At 51.7% G+C, this 20,988-nt stretch carries 18 protein-coding genes and 1 riboswitch; of the genes, 16 read left to right on the forward strand and 2 right to left on the reverse strand.

Annotation, left to right across the window (positions count from 1 at the left end; all coding sequences use genetic code 11):
• Window positions 1-40: 40 nt before the first annotated feature.
• Window positions 41-1,867, reverse strand: coding sequence for a translational GTPase TypA (gene typA / locus ACTNCH_RS09895; protein ID WP_441019303.1), 1,827 nt, complete (start codon window positions 1,865-1,867; stop codon window positions 41-43).
• Window positions 1,868-2,082: 215 nt separating this feature from the next.
• Here typA and ACTNCH_RS09900 point away from each other — a divergent pair, with 215 nt between their 5' ends.
• The 7 genes from ACTNCH_RS09900 (at window position 2,083) to ACTNCH_RS09930 (ending at window position 9,110) form a co-directional block, all read left to right on the forward strand.
• Entirely contained in the window at window positions 2,083-2,709 is a 627-nt protein-coding gene (locus tag ACTNCH_RS09900; RefSeq protein ID WP_441019304.1) for a single-stranded DNA-binding protein, read from the forward strand.
• 127 nt (window positions 2,710-2,836) lie between these two features.
• Window positions 2,837-3,322, forward strand: a complete 486-nt coding sequence (locus tag ACTNCH_RS09905) for a cob(I)yrinic acid a,c-diamide adenosyltransferase (protein ID WP_441019305.1) — start codon at window positions 2,837-2,839, stop codon at window positions 3,320-3,322.
• Between the two features lie 60 nt (window positions 3,323-3,382).
• Window positions 3,383-3,558: riboswitch (Lysine riboswitch) on the forward strand.
• Between the two features lie 93 nt (window positions 3,559-3,651).
• Window positions 3,652-4,542, forward strand: a complete 891-nt coding sequence (gene dapA, locus ACTNCH_RS09910) for a 4-hydroxy-tetrahydrodipicolinate synthase (protein ID WP_441019306.1) — start codon at window positions 3,652-3,654, stop codon at window positions 4,540-4,542.
• Window positions 4,543-4,545: 3 nt separating this feature from the next.
• Window positions 4,546-5,301, forward strand: coding sequence for a 4-hydroxy-tetrahydrodipicolinate reductase (gene dapB, locus ACTNCH_RS09915; protein ID WP_441019307.1), 756 nt, complete (start codon window positions 4,546-4,548; stop codon window positions 5,299-5,301).
• Window positions 5,302-5,620: 319 nt separating this feature from the next.
• Complete coding sequence (locus tag ACTNCH_RS09920) at window positions 5,621-6,451, forward strand: ABC transporter ATP-binding protein (protein ID WP_441019308.1); 831 nt, start codon at window positions 5,621-5,623, stop codon at window positions 6,449-6,451.
• Window position 6,452: 1 nt separating this feature from the next.
• Entirely contained in the window at window positions 6,453-8,531 is a 2,079-nt protein-coding gene (locus tag ACTNCH_RS09925; RefSeq protein ID WP_441019309.1) for a Gldg family protein, read from the forward strand.
• Window positions 8,532-9,110 carry a DUF4340 domain-containing protein gene (locus tag ACTNCH_RS09930; protein ID WP_441019310.1) on the forward strand — a complete coding sequence of 193 codons (579 nt, stop codon included), beginning with the start codon at window positions 8,532-8,534 and terminating at the stop codon, window positions 9,108-9,110.
• A gap of 59 nt (window positions 9,111-9,169) precedes the next feature.
• Here ACTNCH_RS09930 and ACTNCH_RS09935 read toward each other — a convergent pair whose 3' ends face one another.
• Complete coding sequence (locus ACTNCH_RS09935) at window positions 9,170-10,618, reverse strand: ATP-binding protein (RefSeq protein ID WP_441019311.1); 1,449 nt, start codon at window positions 10,616-10,618, stop codon at window positions 9,170-9,172.
• A gap of 385 nt (window positions 10,619-11,003) precedes the next feature.
• Between ACTNCH_RS09935 and ACTNCH_RS09940 the strand changes: the two genes are divergently transcribed.
• The 9 genes from ACTNCH_RS09940 to ACTNCH_RS09980 all read left to right on the forward strand — a co-directional run bounded on the left by ACTNCH_RS09940 (window position 11,004) and on the right by ACTNCH_RS09980 (window position 20,962).
• Window positions 11,004-11,501, forward strand: coding sequence for a MarR family winged helix-turn-helix transcriptional regulator (locus tag ACTNCH_RS09940; protein WP_441019312.1), 498 nt, complete (start codon window positions 11,004-11,006; stop codon window positions 11,499-11,501).
• Window positions 11,495-13,240, forward strand: coding sequence for an ABC transporter ATP-binding protein (locus ACTNCH_RS09945; protein ID WP_441019313.1), 1,746 nt, complete (start codon window positions 11,495-11,497; stop codon window positions 13,238-13,240). The genes ACTNCH_RS09940 and ACTNCH_RS09945 overlap by 7 nt, the downstream gene beginning before the upstream one ends.
• Complete coding sequence (locus ACTNCH_RS09950) at window positions 13,237-15,156, forward strand: ABC transporter ATP-binding protein (RefSeq protein WP_441019314.1); 1,920 nt, start codon at window positions 13,237-13,239, stop codon at window positions 15,154-15,156. Before ACTNCH_RS09945 ends, ACTNCH_RS09950 begins: the two co-directional genes overlap by 4 nt.
• Before the next feature lie 10 nt (window positions 15,157-15,166).
• Entirely contained in the window at window positions 15,167-15,562 is a 396-nt protein-coding gene (locus ACTNCH_RS09955; protein WP_441019315.1) for a hypothetical protein, read from the forward strand.
• 104 nt (window positions 15,563-15,666) lie between these two features.
• On the forward strand, window positions 15,667-16,029 hold the full coding sequence (locus tag ACTNCH_RS09960) for a hypothetical protein (RefSeq protein WP_441019316.1): 363 nt from the start codon (window positions 15,667-15,669) through the stop codon (window positions 16,027-16,029).
• 198 nt (window positions 16,030-16,227) lie between these two features.
• Window positions 16,228-17,619, forward strand: coding sequence for an asparagine--tRNA ligase (gene asnS / locus ACTNCH_RS09965; protein WP_441019317.1), 1,392 nt, complete (start codon window positions 16,228-16,230; stop codon window positions 17,617-17,619).
• Window positions 17,620-17,721: 102 nt separating this feature from the next.
• On the forward strand, window positions 17,722-18,969 hold the full coding sequence (locus ACTNCH_RS09970) for a VWA-like domain-containing protein (RefSeq protein ID WP_441019318.1): 1,248 nt from the start codon (window positions 17,722-17,724) through the stop codon (window positions 18,967-18,969).
• A complete protein-coding gene (locus ACTNCH_RS09975) occupies window positions 18,966-20,438 on the forward strand; it encodes an ATP-binding protein (RefSeq protein WP_441019319.1) in 1,473 nt (490 codons plus the stop codon). The genes ACTNCH_RS09970 and ACTNCH_RS09975 overlap by 4 nt, the downstream gene beginning before the upstream one ends.
• A gap of 98 nt (window positions 20,439-20,536) precedes the next feature.
• Window positions 20,537-20,962 (forward strand): metal-sensing transcriptional repressor, encoded by a 426-nt coding sequence (locus tag ACTNCH_RS09980; RefSeq protein ID WP_441019320.1) that lies wholly within the window; start codon window positions 20,537-20,539, stop codon window positions 20,960-20,962.
• Window positions 20,963-20,988 lie beyond the last annotated feature (26 nt).

Raw genomic sequence — 20,988 nt, forward strand, 5'->3', positions numbered from 1 at the left:
ATATAAGAGGGCGCGGCCGAAAGGCCGCCCCCTCTTAGTTTTACGCTTTCTTAAATCCGGCTCTCTTTCTCAGGGTCGGATCCAGAATCTTCTTACGAATTCTTAAGCTCTTCGGAGTGATCTCCAACAGCTCATCTGTATCGATAAACTCCAGACACTGCTCCAGGCTGAGTACCCGGGGTGTGGTCAGTTTCAGAGCCTCGTCGGCGCTGGAGGAACGGGTGTTGGTCAGCTTCTTGGTCTTGCAGACATTCAGCTCGATATCCTCTGCCTTGCCGTTCTGGCCGATTACCATGCCGGCGTAAACCTTTTCGCCCGGTCCGATGAACAGGGTACCGCGCTCCTGGGCGTTGAACAGACCATAAGTGATAGCTTCGCCCGCCTCGAAGGCAATCAGGGATCCCTGCTTCCGGTACTGGATATCGCCCTTGTAGGGACCGTAGTTCTCGAAAATGGTATTCAGCACACCAGTACCCTTGGTATCGGTCATGAACTCGCCTCTGTAACCGATGAGTCCTCTGGCCGGAATCAGGAATTCCAACCGGGTCGCGCCGTTGCCGTTGCTGTGCATATTGATAAGCTCGCCCTTGCGCTCGCCCAGCTTCTGGATGACGTTTCCGGCATATTCGTCGTCTACATCAATGTAAGCGCGCTCCATAGGCTCCAGCTTCTTGCCCTTCTCATCGGTGTGGTAGAGCACTTCTGCCTTGCTGACTGCGAACTCATAGCCCTCGCGGCGCATATTCTCGATGAGGACGGACAGATGCAGCTCGCCCCGTCCGGATACCTTGAAGCGCTCAGTGGATTCGGTTTCCTCCACGCGCAGGCTGACGTCGGTGTTCAGCTCCCGGAACAGGCGGTCGCGCAGATGACGGGAGGTGATATATTTGCCTTCCTTACCGGCCAGGGGACTGTCGTTTACCAGGAAGTCCATGGAAATGGTAGGCTCGGAAATCTTCTGGAACGGAATGGCTACCGGGTTCTCCGGAGAGCACAGGGTATCACCGATGTGGATATCCGCAATACCGGAGATAGCTACGATGGATCCCACGGTTGCTTCGGATACGTCCACCTTATTCAGACCGTCAAACTCATAGAGCTTGCTGATCTTTACCTTCTTAAACTTGTCCGGGTCATGATGGTTTACCATGACCATGTCCTGATTGACACGGATCGTACCGTTGTCCACCTTACCGATACCGATACGGCCTACATATTCGTTGTAATCGATGGTACTGATCAGAACCTGGGTTCCGGCCTCCGGATCTCCCTCCGGAGCAGGGATATAGTCCAGAATGGTCTCAAACAGCGGAGTCATATCCTTCGGCTCATCGTCCAGGCTGCGCATAGCGTAGCCTGCCTTGGCGGAAGCGAAGATGAAGGGGCAGTCCAGCTGCTCGTCGGAAGCGTCCAGATCCATGAACAGCTCCAGAACCTCGTCTACTACCTCGTTGGGGCGGGCCTCCGGACGGTCAATCTTATTGACACAGACGATAACCGGAAGATCCAGTTCCAGGGCTTTCCGCAGCACGAACTTGGTCTGGGGCATCGCGCCCTCAAAAGCGTCGACCACCAGGACAACGCCGTTTACCATCTTCAGGACACGCTCTACCTCGCCGCCGAAATCCGCATGGCCCGGGGTGTCGATGATATTGATCTTGGTGCCTTTATAGGTGACTGCCGTGTTCTTGGACAGAATGGTGATGCCTCGCTCACGCTCGATATCGCCGGAGTCCATGACACGATCCGCGACCTCCTGATTGGCGCGGAATACGCCGCTCTGCTTCAGAAGCTCGTCTACCAGTGTGGTTTTACCATGGTCTACATGGGCAATAATTGCAATATTTCTGATATCTTCTCTTTTCATAAATCATTTCCTCAATCTATAAAACTTCGTCAACCCATATAGTTTATCACATTTTCGGCTAATTACAAGGAAAATCTGGTTTCCCCTAAATTTTTTTAGGGAAGGTGTTCTAAATGGAAAAATCTGGGCATATATATTTATGAATAATACAGGAGTCCGGCGGAAACAGGCAAAAAACGCGATTTCCAAAGGCAGAAGAAGGGAGAACACAAACTATGTCAGATAAGGTAATTGAGAACAACCAGGTGTCGGTAAGCGGAGAAATTGTATCGGGATTTACGTTCAGTCATGAGGTATTCGGGGAAGGATTTTACATGATGGATCTTCTGGTCCGCCGCCTGTCTGACTCGGCGGATCTGATTCCGGTGATGATTTCCGAGCGGCTGATTGACGTAACGGCGGATTATGTGGGAGCCTTTATCCGTATCGGCGGACAGTTCCGTTCCTACAACCGGCACGAAGAGAAGAGGAACCGTCTGGTGCTGTCGGTATTTGCCCGGGAGGTGGAATTCCCGGAGGAGGAGCCGGAAAATGCCAAGACCAACCAGATTTTCCTGGACGGCTATATCTGCAAGCCTCCGGTTTACCGGAAGACGCCCCTGGGCAGGGAGATCGCGGATCTGCTCATTGCGGTCAACCGTCCCTATGGGAAATCCGATTACATTCCCTGTATCTGCTGGGGCCGGAACGCCCGCTTCGCCTCCGGCTTTGAGGTGGGCGGCCACGCCCAGATCTGGGGCAGAATCCAGAGCCGGGAATATGTAAAAAAGCTCAGTGAAACGGAGTCTGAGCGGCGGATTGCCTATGAGGTGTCCGTAAGCAAGCTGGAGTACGAATACTGATCCCTTGCATTTCCTTCTGTTTTGTTGTATGATAGGCTTAATTTCCAAGGTATCATGAAACAGATGTTTCACAGCTCCTGTATGGAAAGCTGCTGTGAATGGAGTGAACGGTAAGGGAGTATAAAAAATGGGGAAAGCACATGTAACTGTCTTCTGCGGCGAAGGAAAGGGCAAGACCTCGGCGGCGCTTGGACAGGGAATCTTCGGGGCCAGCGCAGGAAAATCCGTTATTATTATACAGTTCCTGAAGGGGAAGGTCGGAGAACGCATTGATTTTATCAAGCGTCTGGAGCCGGAAATCAAAGTATTCTGTTTTGAAAAATCGGATCTGAGCTTTGAAGAACTGTCGCCGGAGGAGCAGCAGGAAGAAATTATGAATATCCGCAACGGTATGAATTTTGCCAGAAAGGTTCTGACCACAGACGGCTGCGATATTCTGATTCTCGACGAGGTGCTGGGTCTGGTGGATAAGGGGATCATCAGCATAGAGGAAATGAAGGCGCTTCTGGAGGCCGGAGACGGCGATACCGAGCTGGTGCTGACAGGAATCAAGATGTTTGACGAGCTGTATCCCTACGCCGACGATGTATTTTGCATCAACACACGGAAATAAAGACATTGACAAGCAACAGTCACTGTGCTAGTCTAAACATAGTTCATATAATTAAATAGGAAGAAAGATAGAGGTTGCGTTTTCCATAAGTACCTTTTCGGATATGGCAGGCATAGACGAAGAAGAGGGAAAGGGGCTGACGCCGAAAGAGATTGTTTCCTGTAAGTGGTTTCTTGGGCATACCGTGAAGAACGATATGACTGTCATCAGTATTCTGATGGGGCGCTATCCGGGGAATAACACATAAGAAACGGGATTCTTTTGGGGCGGCCATTGCAGGTACGCCTCATTTTTTAACCTTTATAGTTTCAGACCAGGAGGAAGAAAAAATGGCTATTTTTAAGGGAGCAGCAGTTGCAATTGTAACACCGTTTTTCGAAAATGGAGAGATTAATTTTCCGAAGCTGGCAGAGCTTCTGGATTATCAGATTGAACATGGCACAGACGCCATCGTCATCTGCGGAACCACCGGCGAGTCATCTACCATGAGCCACGAAGAGCATCTGGAGGCGATCCGCTTTACCGCAGAGCACGTCGCTAAGCGTGTGCCCGTTATCGCAGGTACCGGATCCAACTGCACTGAGACAGCAATCTATCTGTCACAGGAAGCAGAAAAGTACGGCGTGGACGCGCTGCTTGTTGTGACTCCGTATTACAATAAGGCGACCCAGAAGGGCCTGATCGCCCACTATACCGCAGTGGCAGAGTCTGTGAGCCTGCCGATTATCATGTACAACGTACCCTCCCGTACAGGCTGCAATATTCAGCCGGAGACGGCGGTAGCGCTGGCAAAGAATGTGAAGAACATCGTCGGTATCAAGGAAGCAAGCGGAAATATTTCCCAGGTTGCGAAGCTGATGCAGCTGGCAGACGGATGTATCGAGCTTTATTCCGGAAATGATGACCAGGTGGTTCCGATCCTGTCCCTGGGCGGAAATGGCGTGATCTCCGTGCTTTCCAACGTGGCGCCGAGACAGACCCACGATATGGTTATGAAGTACCTGGAGGGCGATACGGCAGGAAGCCTGGCGATTCAGCTGAAGGCGATTCCGCTTATCGACAAGCTGTTCTGCGAGGTAAATCCGATCCCGGTAAAGGCAGCCCTGAATCAGTTGGGCTTTGAGGTAGGACCCCTTCGTATGCCGCTGACAGAGATGGAGCCGGAGCACCAGGCGCAGCTGAAGCAGGCAATGATTGATTTCGGAATCGAGGTAAAATAAGATATGACAAAGATTATTCTTCACGGCTGTAATGGCCGTATGGGACAGATGCTGACCGGACTTCTGAAGGAGGATCCGGAGGCGGAGGTAGTGGCAGGCGTGGACGGTTATACCGGCGTCGCAAACGACTATCCGGTATTCACTTCCATTGACGCGTGCGATGTGAAGGCGGACGTTATCATTGATTTTTCCAACGCGAAGGCGGCAGACGGACTGCTGGATTATTGCGTGAGAACGAAAACCCCGGTGGTTCTGTGTACGACGGGACTTTCCGAGGAGCAGCTTGCGAGAGTGGAGGAGGCTGCGAAGGAGACGGCGGTTCTGAAGTCCGCCAATATGTCTCTGGGTATCAATCTGCTGATGAAGCTTTTGAAGGAAGCTGCGCCGACTCTGGCGGCAGCAGGCTTTGATATTGAGATTGTGGAGAAGCACCACAACCAGAAGCTGGACGCGCCCAGCGGTACCGCTCTGGCACTGGCGGATTCCATCAACGAGGCTTCTGACGGAGCTTACCATTATGTGTATGACAGAAGTCAGGAGCGCAGAAAGCGCGACAGCCGGGAAATCGGTATTTCCGCAGTGCGCGGCGGTACGATCGTAGGCGATCACGATGTAATTTTCGCCGGCACCGACGAGGTAATCACCTTCCAGCACCGGGCATATTCCCGCGCCGTATTCGGCAAGGGAGCTATCCAGGCAGCCAAATTCCTGGCAGGAAAGCCGGCGGGTAGATATGATATGAGCGACGTTATTGGCTAACGAGTAAAAAGATGGACGGGTTGGGGCTTTATAGTTATCATTGTGTACAGCGTTTTAGCGGACAGTGTGTGCTGCCTGCGGACCTTGCGTCCGTGGGTGGCATACACTGTCAGATAAACGATGAACACAGATAACTACAAAGTCCCGGCCCTGACTTTTACCCGTTCACAAAACTTTCACGTAAAAATCACACAATTCATTCAGAAAAAACACAAAAGAGGAATATCCTTAAACAGATGTGTCTGTCCAGGGATACTCCTCTTTTTTATTGCAGAAGTAAGAAAAGGGTCAGACGAATACAGTGAAGGAGGAACGAAACTTGATCGAAGTTAAAGATCTGGTGAAACGCTACAGTAAAAATACAGCGGTGGATCACCTGAATTTTCATGTGGAAAAAGGTCAGATATATGGCTTTCTGGGGCCGAACGGAGCAGGAAAATCCACGACCATGAATATGATGACCGGCTATCTGGCGCCTACAGAGGGACAGATTCTCATCAATGGCTATGACGTGGCCGAGGAACCCGGGAAGGCCCGGAAATGCGTGGGTTATCTGCCGGAGCTTCCGCCCCTCTATCCGGATATGACGGTACGGGAATATCTGCGCTTCGCAGCGGAGCTGAAGCAGCTTCCCAAGGGGGAGCGGAATACGGAGATCCTGCGGGTGATGGAAGAAACCCGTATCGGGGATATGGAGAACCGCCTGATCCGCCACCTGTCCAAGGGCTATAAGCAGAGGGTGGGACTGGCCCAGGCCCTGCTTGGGGATCCGGAGGTGCTGATCCTGGATGAACCCATGGTGGGCCTAGATCCCAAGCAGATTATCGAAATCCGCGAGCTGATCCGGAGTCTGGGAAAGAAGCATACCGTCATCTTAAGCTCCCATATCCTGTCAGAAATTTCCAGCGTCTGCGACCAGGTGCTAATCATTTCCCACGGGAAGCTGGTAGCCAGCGACACGCCGGAGCATCTGGGCAGCTACATGAAGCATTCCGATGTCTGCGAGCTGCAGGTGAGGGGAAGCAAAGAAGCCTGTGAGAAAGCCATGGAGCTCCTAAAGCAGGTGGAAGGCCTGGAGGTAAAGACCACCACGGCGTCCCTGGAAGATGTGTTCCTGGAACTGACGTCAGACGAAAAGGAGGAAAAGTAACATGTGTGCAATTTATAAAAAAGAGCTGCGGGCGTACCTGACCTCCATGACTGGCTACATTTTCATGGCGGTACTGCTGGCAGTCACCAGCCTTTACTATGTGGCCAACTGCCTGGTGGGCGGATATCCGGTCTTTGGGGCGATCCTGTCCTCAGTGTATTTTGTACTGCTGATCATCGTGCCTGTACTGACCATGCGGAGCATGGCCGAGGAAAAGCGCCAGAAGACTGACCAGCTTTTACTGACCGCGCCGGTCTCCCTCTGGAAAATCGTGCTGGGCAAATATCTGGCCATGGTGACGATCTTTCTGATTCCCATGGCAATCCTGTGTCTGTATCCGCTGATTTTGCTGCAGTTCGGTACCGTGTCCCTGCCGATGGCGTATACGGCAATTCTGGGCTATACCCTGTTCGGAGCGGCGTGTCTGGGAATCGGTCTGTTTCTGTCGGCGGTGACGGAAAGTCAGGTCATTGCGGCGGTACTGACCTTTGGCGTCCTGTTCTTCCTGAATATGGCCTCCGGTATTGCTAATGTCATTGGCGCGTCCGGGGTAGTGGCGTCAGTTTTGAACGCCCTTTGCATCTACCAGCCTTTTATCAATTTTGTGCAGGGTATGTTCGATCTGACAGGCGTCCTGTATTATCTGACTGTGATTGTGCTGGCTCTGTTCCTGACCGTGCAGCTTCTGCAGAAAAAGCATGGGACCTACCGGGCCAGCATGGTGGTTTTTGGCTGTGTGGCTGCGGTGCTGGTAAACATGATAGCAGGAAAGCTTCCTTCCCAGTATCTGAAATACGATGTGAGTGAGCAGAAGCTTTTTACCACCGGGGATCAGACAGAAGAACTGGTAAAGGGGCTTGACGAGGACGTTACCCTGTATCTGATTGCCCAGGAGGGCAGCGAGGACGCCACCCTGCAGGAGCTGCTGGAGCGCTACAAGGGACTGTCCTCCCACATCAAAATAGAAACGAAGGATCCGGTGCTTTACCCGAATTTCGTCTCCCAGTATACCAGCGAAAAGCTGTCTGAAAACAGCGTGCTGGTGGTAGGCCAGAGCCGTTCCAAGGCGGTAGATTATTATGATATCTATCAGTATGGCATGGATTATTCTACCTACAGCAGCTCCTTAAGCAGCTTCGACGGCGAAGGACAGATTACCAGCGCCATTGCCTATGTGACGGCGGAGGATATGCCGGTGGTTTACACCCTGGCCGGACATGACGAGGCAGAGCTGAGCACCAGTGTCACAGCCTCCATCGAAAAAGAGAATATTGAGCTGAAAAGCTTAAGCCTGCTGACGGAGGAAGCCGTCCCGGAGGATGCAAAAGCCGTTATCATTTACGGAGCTGTATCCGATATTTCGGAGGATGAGAAACAGAAACTGGAGACCTATCTGGAGCAGGGCGGTCAGGTAGTGACGCTGCTTGGCTATACGGACAAGGATACGCCGAATCTGGACAGTCTGCTGTCTGATTATGGCATTTCCCTGGCTGACGGTCTGGTTCTGGAGGGCGACAGCCAGCATCACCTGCCCAATTATCCCTATTATCTGCTGCCGGATATCCAGAGCACGGATTATACTTCGGATGTGAGCTCCCGGTATGTACTGCTGGCCTTTGCCCAGGGCATGACAGAAAGCCCGGATAGCAGCGATGATCTGGCCTATGAAAGCCTGCTTGGCACATCGGCCCAGTCCTATTCCAAGACCAACCTGGAATCCGAAAACTTGGAACAGGAGGAGGGCGATATCGCAGGCCCCTTCGATCTGGGAGCGGTTGTTACAAAAACCATAGATGAAAATGCGGAAGCGAAGCTGGTGGTATTTTCCTCGGAGACGCTGCTGGACGAACAGATCGACAGCATGGTATCCGGTGGCAACAGTACCCTGTTTATGAATGTGATGAGCAAGCTGGTGGATCACGAAAGCACCATTTCCATAGAACCGAAGAGTATGGAAACGGAGTATCTGACCGTCACCTCGGGAAGCGCTCTTTTGTGGGGAATTCTGACGATTGTTCTGATACCGCTGCTGTTACTGGTGACAGGCGGCGTGATCTGGTTTGAAAGGAGGAAACGGTAAATGACCAGGAAAAAGAGACAGATAAGACTGCTGGCGGCCATAGCCGCCCTGGCAGTCCTGGGACTTGCCTATGTTCTGGTAAGCCGGGCGGACTGGAACAGCGAGGAAGCGGATACCGTTATGGAAGAGCTTTCGATCCTGACGGTAGCTCCCGCTGAAATCCGGGAGGCAGTCATCACAAATTCCTACGGAACCCTGCGCTTAAGCTATGATGGCGAGACCTGGGCCAGTCCGGACGATTCGTCCATGGAGCTGAACCAGGACGCTCTGACGACGCTTTGGGGCCGCTTGAATCCCCTGTCTGCCGTCCGGGATCTGGGCGAAGCGCCGGAGGATCTGAGTGCTTACAGCCTTTCCGATCCGGCCATCACCATTGCGATCACCCGGGAGGACGGCAGCGAAATTACGGTTTCCATTGGCGGTACCGCCTCCGACGGAAATGTATATGTGATGACCTCTGAAGGTGATCATATCTATACCTGCGACAGTTATCTGGCGACGGCGTTTACCTGCCAGCTTAGTGATTTTGAGGCGGCTGAGGAAGAAACAGAGGAGACAGAAACCGAGTTGGTTGATTAGGAAAACAGACGGGCCGGGACTTTGTATATCTGATAACTACAAAGTCCCGGCCCTGGTTTTCAAAGATTTACAATTTGATGCAATGAAAAAAGCTGCGTCCTGTTCTCAGCTGCATTGGAAAGGATTTTTTCATCAAAACCATTTTCCGAAAACAAAGCATAATAGAATTGAGCCTTTTCTTTCAATGGAGCAAGCTTTGCCAAAGTGTCAAGGTATTCGGAGTAAGAAAAAGGTGATCCTTTGAATTTACATTCTCCCACCAGATACTTTGTAGCGTCCCGATCCATGCACAGAAGATCAATTTCTGTTTCAGCAGTACGCAAGCCATTAGGTGCGCTATTATCGCGTACAGTCGTTTTACCGGTCCAACGGCCCATTTTGGAGTAACGGAAAGGAAGCTCATTTTTCTTCTGCATCTCGCGGACAAATTCACGGCAGATATCTTCAAAAGCAAAGGACGCAAATTCATGGAGGGCCGGTTCTACCACGTACTGATAAACGCCTTCCACATCTCCATCTTCAAGCTGTGAAAAATTGGAAAATCCAAAAGCATACCAAAAGCGGAAGAAATTATCTGTTAGTCGATAGGTTCCTCGGTTGGAGTTGGCATGTTCCTTGATTTTAGCGTCTACGGAGAATTCGCGCTCTACGATACCAAGTTCCGTCAGATTTTTCAGATAAACACAGGTTTTTGAGGTATCCTCTATCAGAGACTTTTGACTGATATCATTCAGCCTGGTGCTTCCAAGGGCAACGGTCTCAATAATGGAATTATAGATGGGCGTCTCCCGCAGCTCCTGATGAAGCAGAAAATCGACCTCACTGTATAGAATACAACCCTTTGTCAGGATATTACGCCTGATATTTTCGGAAATCGTGAGCTCAGGATTCCATTGGCGCAGGTAATGTGGAATTCCTCCGAGGACAGCGTAGGCAAGAACTTTGTCGAGATCTGAATAATCGGGGAAGAATCTGGCCGCGTCATAGAATCCCATTTCTTTCATTTTATAGATGCCGGTAGCTCTGCCATAAAGCGGATTCTTTTCAGAAAGCAACTCCTTTTCCATAAAACTCATGGCGCTGCCGCAGAGAATGAGCATGACATTACTGTTTCGAAGCTCTGCATCCCAGAGGTTCTGTAAAATAGAAGGAATACTCCGGTCGCCGCGGCACATATATGGAAATTCATCAATCACCAGCAGCTTTTTGTGATCTCCGTAGGGAAAATCCAGGATAGCCCGAAAAGCTTTCTCCCAGTTGTCGAATTCAGAGATATAATTGCGCGCCGGGATATCCTCTTTCAGAATTCTGGATGAAAAATTGCGGAGCTGCACCCGATTCGTGGTCTGGGTGCAGGAAAAGAAAACGTGAGGTTTTCCTTTGCAGAATTCGCGGAGCGTCTCTGTCTTTCCGACACGGCGTCTGCCGTATAAGACGATAAGCTGGCCGCTTTTTTCCTGATACTTGTCATTCAGAAATTTAAGTTCGGCTTCTCTTCCAATGAACATGGGTACTCCTCCTTCTTAATAATATTAAATCGTGATTTAGTAAATCGTAATTTAATATTATTATAGTTGCATTTCCAGAGAATATCAAGGGATTTTGGAGATAAAAGGATTCCTTAAGCCTCCTTCTCCTCTTCCTTAATCTCCCGGTGGATTAAAAAGGTCAGCTTTGTCTCCGGAGAACCAGGTGCAGTAATTCTAAAAATTCCATAGTAAATTCCCCCGATTTTCTAAAGTAAGATAAGGACAGTATAACATAAGTTCACACATTTTTAAGATTTATTTTGTTGACAATCCATAACAATCGTAATAACATATAGGATACTATATAGGGCGCTATATAGCGTCCTATTTATATTTTGCAAAAACGAAGAAGGAGGATCAACCAATGAGGAGGGGGCCCAGCCCAATCAGCAAGCGGATTCGGATTATCAACAACAAGTTCCGCGAGCTGTGGGATAAAAATCTTCTGAAATACAACCTGACCGGCATGCAGATGGAGATACTCTGCTACCTGAAATGCAATCCGGACAAGGAAATCCACCAGAGGGAGATCGAGTACTGGTTTCAGTTGAAAAACCCGACGGTGACCGGAATCCTGAACCGGCTGGAGGAAAAAGGCTATATCGCCAGGCGGCGCAATCCGGCTGACGGCAGATACCGGATCATTGAAGTGACGGAAAAAGGCAATCGGGTCATGGAGGATATGGGAGAGGGAGCCAGAAATCTGGACGAACGAATCTACGCCTGTATGACGGACGAGGAACAGGCAAAGCTTCTGGAGCTTCTGGATCGGATCCTGGCGACTATGACGGAAAATGATGGAACAGAAGAACAGTTAGAGCAGCATAGAGAAAGAATCACACAAGGAGGGCACACATGCTGAAGACATTAAAGGCCTATATAGGCGAGTACAAAAAGACGGCCATCTCAGCGCCGATTTTTATTGTCTTCGAGGTTATCTTTGAGATGATCATTCCGCTTCTGATGGCGGCTATCATCGACAACGGACTTGAGACAGGCAACATGAAATATGTAGTCACGATGGGACTGGTGATGCTTCTGGTATCCTTTGCGTCCCTGTTCTGTGGATCCATGGCAGCAAAGCAGGCGGCCATCGCGTCTACCGGATTTGCGAAAAATGTAAGAGAAGGAATGTACAATCATATCCAGGAATTTTCCTTCTCCAATATCGACCATTTCTCTACCGCGGGACTGGTTACGCGTCTGACCACCGATGTAACGAATGTACAGAACGCGTTCCAGATGATGATGCGTATGCTGATGCGCGCGCCGGTCATGCTGGTTACGGCCATGACGATGACCTTTATCATCAACGCCAGACTGTCCTGTGTATATCTGGTGGCGCTGGTATTCTTAGGAATCGTCATTGCCTTCCTGATGGGACGTGTAGGAAAATATTTCCGTGAAATGTTCGACAAATACGACGCCCTGAACGCGGATATCCAGGAAAATCTGACCGGTATCCGGGTAGTCAAGGCATACGTGCGTGAGGAGCATGAGAAGCAGAAGTTCGGCAAGGCCTCTGAGGCCGTATACCGCTGCGCGATCCGGGCCCAGAAGCTGATGGTCAGCATGATGCCTACCATGCAGTTTACGGTTTACGCCTGTATCATCGCGGTGTCCTGGCTGGGCGCCAGAACCATCGTGGCGGGCAATATGACCACCGGTCAGCTGATGAGTCTCTTTACTTATACGATGAATATCATGATGAGCCTGATGTTCATCGCCATGGTAGCCGTTATGCTGACCATGGCCAAATCCTCCGCAGAGCGTATCTGCGAGGTCTTAAATGAAAAGAGCAGCCTGACCAATAAGGAGCAGGCTGTCACAGAGGTTCCCGATGGCTCCATTACCTTTGATAATGTATCCTTCAGCTACCGGAACGACGAGGGGAACCTGAATCTGGATCATATCAATCTGGAAATCAAATCCGGCGAGACTGTAGGGATCCTGGGCGGCACCGGAAGCGCCAAGTCTACGCTGGTACAGCTGATCCCAAGATTGTATGACGTAACAGGAGGAAGCGTCCGGGTAGGCGGTATCGACGTCCGGGATTATGACCTGGATTCCCTCCGGAATCAGGTGTCCATGGTGCTTCAGAAGAACGTGCTGTTTTCCGGCACCATCAAGGAAAACCTGCGCTGGGGCGATAAGGACGCCAGCGATGAGGAGCTGATCCGCGTCTGTAAGCTGGCCTGCGCCGATGAATTTATCCAGCGCTTCCCGGAGCAGTATGACACCTGGATTGAGCAGGGCGGCAGCAATGTGTCCGGCGGACAGAAGCAGCGTCTCTGTATCGCCAGAGCCCTGTTAAAGAAGCCGAGAATCCTGATTCTGGACGATTCCACCAGCGCAGTGGATACCCATACGGACGCCATGATCCGGAAGGCCTTCCGGGAGGAGATTCCCGATACCACCAAGATCATCATTGCCCAGCGTATCTCTTCCGTACAGGATTCGGATAAGATTATCGTGCTGGACGACGGTGCGATCAATGGTGTCGGAACCCATGCGGAATTATTGAAAAATAACGCAATCTACCGGGAAGTATACGAATCCCAGCAGAAGCCCACAGACAGCGAAGGAGGTGACGCAGAATGAGCAACAGCAAAAGACCGGGAGGTCCCGGAGGACCCAGAGGCATGAGAAAAGGCCCCAAGGCGAAAAACCCCATGAAGACGCTGAAGCGGATCTTTGCGATCATCGTAAAGGGCTATCCGATTCAGTGTGTACTGGTTATCATCGGTATCGTAGTCGGAGTACTGGCCAACGTATACGGCAGCTTATTCCTGCAGTCCCTGATCGATGACTATATTACACCCCTGGTGGGAAGCTCCGCGCCGGATTTCACGCCGCTTTTGAAGGCACTGGCCACCATGGCAGTGATTTATCTGGTGGGCGTAGTCTCCAACTACATGTACAACCGCCTGATGATTTACATTTCCGAGGGCAGTCTGAAAAAAGTAAGGGACGGCCTGTTCGACCACATGGAGACCCTGGCGATTCCGTATTTTGACACCCATACCCACGGAGACCTGATGAGTATCTATACCAATGATACAGATACCCTGCGGCAGATGATCAGTCAGAGTATCCCGCAGCTATTGTCCTCTGCCATTACCATCGTCAGCGTCTTCGCGTCTATGATATACCTAAGCCCGATTCTGACCCTGATGATCATTGCGATGGTATTCGTCATGACAAATGTTATCAAGAAAATCGGCGGCCAGTCCGGCCGGTACTTCATGGCGCAGCAGCAGGATCTGGGTAAAGTCAACGGCTACATCGAGGAAATGATGGACGGCCAGAAGGTGGTAAAGGTCTTCTGCCATGAGGAAGAAGCCAAGGCAAAATTCAAGGAGCTGAACGACAAGCTCTTCGACAGCGCCAGCAACGCGAACGTCTATGCTAATGTGCTGATGCCGATAATGGGAAATATTGGAAACATCAATTATGTGCTGACCACCATTGTAGGATCTCTGCTGGCCATCGGCGGGATCGGCGGCCTGACTCTGGGCGGTCTTGCATCCTTCCTGCAGCTGACAAGAAGCTTCAATCAGCCGATTGCGCAGATTGCCCAGCAGTTCAACTCTATCATTATGGCCCTGGCAGGCGCGGAGCGAATCTTCAACCTGATGGATGAACCCTCTGAGCAGGACGGCGGTTATGTAACCCTGGTCAATGCCCGCTATGAGGGTGATAAGCTGGTAGAGGTGCCGGAGCGTACCGGTATCTGGGCCTGGAAGCATCCTCATCATGACGGTACCATCACATACACGGAGCTGAAGGGCGACGTAGTCATGGACGGGGTAGACTTCGGTTATACACCGGAAAAAACCGTACTTCACGACATTAAGCTCTACGCGAAGCCCGGACAGAAGGTGGCCTTTGTAGGCGCTACCGGAGCCGGAAAAACGACCATTACCAACCTGATTAACCGATTTTACGATATTCAGGACGGAAAGATCCGTTACGACGGTATCAACATCAATAAGATTAAGAAGCAGGATCTGCGCCGTTCCCTGGGTATGGTACTTCAGGACAGCCACCTGTTCACCGGCACCGTAGCCGACAATATCCGGTACGGCAAGCTGGACGCCACCGACAGCGAAGTCAAGGGCGCAGCCATGCTGGCAGGAGCAGACAGCTTTATCAGGCATCTGCCCCAGGGCTATGATACCATGCTCACCGGAGACGGCGGCAACCTGTCCCAGGGACAGCGTCAGCTTCTGACGATAGCCCGGGCAGCCATTGCAGATCCGCCCGTTCTGATTCTGGACGAGGCGACCTCCAGTATCGATACCCGTACAGAGGCCATCGTACAGCGGGGTATGGACAGCCTGATGGAAGGCCGTACCGTATTTGTCATTGCCCATCGTCTGTCTACGGTCCAGAATTCTGACGTCATCATGGTGCTGGATCAGGGCCGGATTATCGAGCGGGGCAGCCACGAGGAGCTGATTGCCCAGAAGGGTAAATATTATCAGCTCTATACCGGAGCCTTTGAGTTGTCATAAAGGAGAATGTATGCGAGAGAAATTAAGACGTTTTATGCAGGGACGCTACGGTGCCGACCAGCTGTCCCGGTTTCTGACTGCCATCGGCCTGGTTCTGATTATTCTGAACCTGTTTGTCCACAGCAATGCGATCGTCTATCTGGTAATGGCTCTGCTTGTTTACTGCTATTACCGGATGTTTTCCAGGGATTATAACCGCCGTTACGCGGAAAATCAGAAATTCCTGACCTGGCAGAACAAAATAAAATACAAAGTAAATAACTGGAAAAGAAACCTGGCCGACCGAAAAACCCACCATATCTACAAGTGTCCCAACTGTGGTCAAAAGATCCGTGTTCCCAGGGGCAAAGGAAGAATTGTGGTAACTTGCCCCAAATGCCGGACGGAATTCCAGAAGAGAAGTTAAAGTGGAAAAATAACATTTCCCTGTGTATAAAAACAACAGGAACCGCTCATAATGTGGATAGAAACGGATACCGTCCAGCGACGGCAGAAAGGAGATTCTATATTATGAAGAGGTTCAGAAAATACACAGCAGGACTGTTGTTGCTTGTACTGGTCCTGGGCGTAAGCGCCTGTGGCAATTCCGACAACAACGGAGGCACCGGAAATGGAACAACACCGGGGACAGAGAATACCACGGATAAAAATCCTGGCACCAATGAAACCACAAAGCCCGGCAGCAACAGCACCGGAAATGACGGAAACATTGTGGACGACGCAGTGGACGGAGCCGGAGACGCCATAGAGGACGTGGGCGACGGTATCATGAACGGCGTGGACGATGTGGTGGACGGCACAGAAAATGTGGTGGACGATATGACCGGCACCACCAACCAGACCAACAGCAATACCGGACAGATGGCCCGGTAGAAAATACACTTAAATCAGAATGCCCTGCAGATCGAGATGGATTTGCAGGGCAATTTTATGGGAAAACCCGGTTTGACGGTGAGATTCTTTGAGATTCCCGTCTTGCAGACCAGGCCAAAATGCGCTATACTATAAGCTAAATCGGCGCGCGGGAAAGGCGCCGGAAGCAAGAGAAAGAAAAGGATAGGGATAAAGAACATGAAGTGCATTACTGTAAAAGAATTATATCGCAACACCGAAAGTTATCTGGATAAGGAAATCACCGTAGCGGGCTGGATCCGCAGTAACCGTGGATCCAAGGCCTTCGGCTTCCTGGTTATGGGAGACGGAAGCTGCTTCCAGACACTGCAGATCGTATACCATGATAACATGGAGAATTTTAAAGAGGTTTCCAAGCTGAACGTGGGCGCGGCTGTGATTGTAAAGGGAACTCTGGTTGCTACACCGGAGGCAAAGCAGCCCTTCGAGATTCAGGCAGAAGAGGTTGTGGTAGAGGGCGATTCCGCGCCGGATTATCCGCTGCAGAAGAAGCGCCACTCCTTCGAGTATCTGAGAACCATTCCCCATCTGCGCGCCAGAACCAATACCTTCCAGGCTGTATTCCGGGTTCGCTCCCTGATTGCCTACGCGATTCATCAGTTCTTCCAGGAGAGAGGCTTTGTATATGTACATACGCCGCTGATTACCGGAAGCGACTGCGAGGGCGCAGGCGAGATGTTCCAGGTGACGACATTGGATCTGAACAATGTACCGAAGACCGAAGAGGGACAGATCGATTACAGTCAGGACTTCTTCGGAAAAGAGACGAATCTGACCGTAAGCGGACAGCTGAACGGCGAGACCTACGCTATGGCGTTCCGTGACATCTATACCTTTGGACCGACCTTCCGCGCGGAGAATTCCAATACCACCCGTCATGCGGCTGAGTTCTGGATGATCGAGCCGGAGATGGCCTTTGCGGATTTGGAAGACAATATGGAAGTAGCCGAGGCGATGCTGAAATACGTCATCAGCTACGTGCTGGAGAACGCTCCGGAGGAGATGAATTTCTTCAATCAGTTTGTGGACAAGGGACTTCTGGACAGACTGCACGGCGTGCTGAACTCCGAGTTCGGCCATGTGACCTACACCGAGGCCATTGAGATTCTGGAGAAGAACAACGACAACTTTGATTATAAGGTAAGCTGGGGTTGTGATCTGCAGACCGAGCATGAGCGTTATCTGACCGAGCAGGTCTTCAAGCGCCCGATTTTCGTAACAGATTATCCGAAGGACATCAAGGCCTTCTATATGAAGCTGAACGAGGACGGCAAGACCGTAGCCGCTATGGACTGTCTGGTACCGGGTATCGGTGAGATCATCGGCGGAAGCCAGAGAGAGGACGACCTGAAGAAGCTGACCGATCGTATGCAGGAGCTGGGTCTGAAGGAAGAGGATTACGGTTTCTACCTTGACCTGCGGAAATACGGCTCTGTTCGTCATTCCGGCTTTGGACTGGGCTTCGAGCGCTGCGTGATGTATCTGACCGGTATGGGCAATATCCGTGACGTGATTCCGTTCCCGAGAACCGTAAATAACTGCGAGCTGTAAGATTGCAGTTTACAGAAAATTCCAAATATCTGTATCATTCCCCCAGGGGGCGTGGTACAGATATTTTTTGTGGTCTTTATAAAGCGGGGGCGGCGTGTTAAAATGATAGACAAGAAGAAAGGCGAAAGGAAGCGGAGCGGGGATATGGAAAATCAGGCCGGCCAGTACACAACCGAATACGAAATCCTTGAACTGCTGAAGCTGAAGCTTTATCAGCGGCTTCACGGCCTGGCTCCGGTGCTGGGCGCGGTGAAGTTCCGGATCGAAGAGCCGAAGCAGCCGGAACCTAATGGGGGAGTGGAACAGGAAAGCGCGGACAGGGCCTGCGCGGGCTTTCGGACTGACGGCCACGTCTTTTATCTCTCCCCGTCTCGGCTCAGGTCAGATTTCCTAAAAGACAGCGATTTCCTCTGCCGGGAGCTGCTGCACATGCTCAGCCACTGCCTCCTGGGGCATCCTTTCGAGGCCTGGCGTATAGAGCTGGAGGAGCGAAAGGCCTGGGAGTCTGACTGCGACGAAAAGGCCTGGGCGCTGACGGAAGAGCTTTTGGGAAAAGCTATCCCGGAAAAGCCCCCGGTAGACGACCACAGCCTCTGGGGACAGAAGCCTGACGAGCGGGAAAAGGCCTTCTGGCAGGGGCAGGGGGAGAAGCTGCTTCGAAGCGGCAATCCCAGAGGAAAACGGAAAGCGGGGACGGCGAAGCGGCACCGCACCCGGCAGCTGGTTCCGGCAGCCGGTCAGCGGGGCGATTATCGGAGTATTTTAAGAGGCCTGTCCTCCTACCGGGAAGACAGCCGCCTGAATCTGGACGAGTTTCAGTATTCCTGGTACACTTACGGACTGGAAATATATGGAAATATGCCGCTGATAGAACCGCTGGAATACAGCGAGGAACGGAAAATCGCTGACCTGGTCATTGTTATCGATACCTCCGGTTCCTGTGAAAAAGAACTGGTGCGGGTATTCCTGGAGGAGACCAGGGGAATTCTGGAGCAGGATCGCCTGTTTTTCCGAAGCTTTTGTCTGCACCTGATCCAGTGCGACAATCAGATCCAGCGGGACGACTGCATTCACAGCCGGGAAGAATTCGAAAAATATCTGGAGCACCTGGAGATCCGGGGCGGGGGCGGGACAGATTTCCGTCCGGCCTTTGAACGGATCGAGGAGCTGAGGCAGCGGGGAGAGCTGCGGGATTTACAGGGAATTCTGTATTTTACGGACGGCTGCGGCTGGTATCCGAAGAAGGAGCCGGACTATCAGGTCTGGTTTGTAATGCTGCAGAGGCATTTTGACAGTATCGATATGCCGGACTGGGTGCACAGACTGGTATTGGAGGAGAAAAGGGCATGAATATACAGGAAGCAAAAGAAGAAATCAAAAAGACAGTCCGGGCTTACACAGCCAGAACGGCGGCGGGAACCTTCCGAATTCCGGTGCCGAGACAGCGGCCGGTGCTGCTGATTGGCCCGCCGGGTATCGGCAAGACCGCCATCATGGAGCAGATTGCCGGAGAATGCGGCGTCGGCCTGGTGTCTTACACCATGACCCACCATACCCGTCAGAGCGCCATCGGCCTGCCGGTATTGACAGAAAAGCAGTTTGCGGGAAAAGCGTATACTGTGACTTCTTATACGATGAGTGAAATCATTGCGTCGGTCTACGAGCAGATGGAAAAAACCGGATGCAGGGACGGCATTTTATTTCTGGACGAGATCAACTGTGTGTCAGAGACGTTGATGCCAGCCATGCTGCAGTTCCTCCAGTATAAGACCTTCGGAAGCCATGCGCTGCCCGAGGGCTGGGTCATCGTGGCGGCCGGTAATCCGCCTGCCTACAACCGTTCGGTGCGGGAATTCGATATGGTTATCCTGGATCGGGTGCGCTATATGAAGGTGGAACCGGATTTTCCCATCTGGAAGCATTATGCAGTGGAGCGCGGCCTGCACCCGGCGGTATTGTCCTTCCTGGAGCTGCGTCCGGAACGCTTTTATGTGATGGAGCCTGGCGAGAAGGGCTTTGTAACCGGCCGGGCCTGGGAAGATTTGTCAGAGATACTGCTGACCATGGAGGAATTGGAGCTTGGCGTTGAGGAGGCGCTGTTCGGCCAGTATCTTCAGGACGAGGACACGGCGACGGAATTTACCTTTTATTACCGTCTTTATGAAAAATGGAAGAAGGAGCTGAAGCCGGAAGAAATTCTGGCAGGAGCCGGAGCGGATAACGCAAAGCTTCCGAAGCTGCCCTTTGATGAACGGCTATGTATTGTATGGCTTCTGTTACAGCGCATTTACACCATGGGAAGGGCGTATGAAGAGCAGCAGAAGCTGTCCGACAGTTTGCGCTTCTTTGCGGACGGCCTGGGACAGGGAACCGCAGAGCAGCTGACAGCGCTTGTGGACGAGCGCCTGGACCGTCGGAGAAAGAGCCTGGCGGTGCGAAAAGAAAACGGCCTGCTGGATGCAGGGGAAGAAGAACGGGAGCAGCGGCTTTTCAACGTGATCCGGGACTGCAGGGAGGCAGTCAGGACAGGCGGAGCTACGGACGTATTTTCGGAGAGAAGCGGGCAGGAACAGATCCGGGCAGAGCGGCAGCGGAAAGAGCTGACTGCAGCCATGAAAAATGGCGTGGCCTTCGTCTGTGAAGCCTTCAGGAAAAAGCAGGAGCTGGTGATCCTCCTGACCGGTCTTCGGGAGCAGCCGGTCTGCAGCAGGGTATTGCAAGAGGAGCTGGGGGAGCTTTCCGGGGAGGCGGAAGACTTTCTGAATGCCGGAGGAAAAGAGGAGGAGCTTCGCCGGAAATTGACGGAACAGCAGGCGTAAAAGCCCAAAAAAGTGGGAAAAACATCCCCTCACCCCGGATTGTATTTTGAATATGCGTGTGCTATACTGGACAAAACCCAAGAAAGAGAACGATGATCATGAAGGAACAGATACATACCCATACACATATAGCGCCGGACGGCACCGTCTATGAGCATACGCACACAGATGGGGAACACAGCCATTTGGAACCGCACACACATGAGCACAGCCATGAGCATAGTCATGAGGACGATCACGCCCATGGTCACGGGCATACCCATACCCATCAGAATACCAAGGCTGTGCTGAACCGCCTCTCCAGGGCCATCGGCCACATGGAGTCCATCAAACGCATGGTGGAAGATGGCCGCGACTGCAGCGAAGTACTGGTTCAGCTTTCCGCCGTAAAGGCAGCTATCAATAATACGGCAAAGGTGATCTTAAAAGATCACATCGAGCACTGTATGGTAGACGCGGTGGAGAGCGGCGATCACGAAGCCATCGAGGAGTTGACGGCAGCCATCGACCGGTTTATCAAATAAATAAAAAAATATTCATAAAAACTTAA

Origin of the sequence: Candidatus Merdisoma sp. HCP28S3_D10 (assembly GCF_052065835.1) — a bacterium.
Lineage (GTDB): Bacteria > Bacillota > Clostridia > Lachnospirales > Lachnospiraceae > Laedolimicola.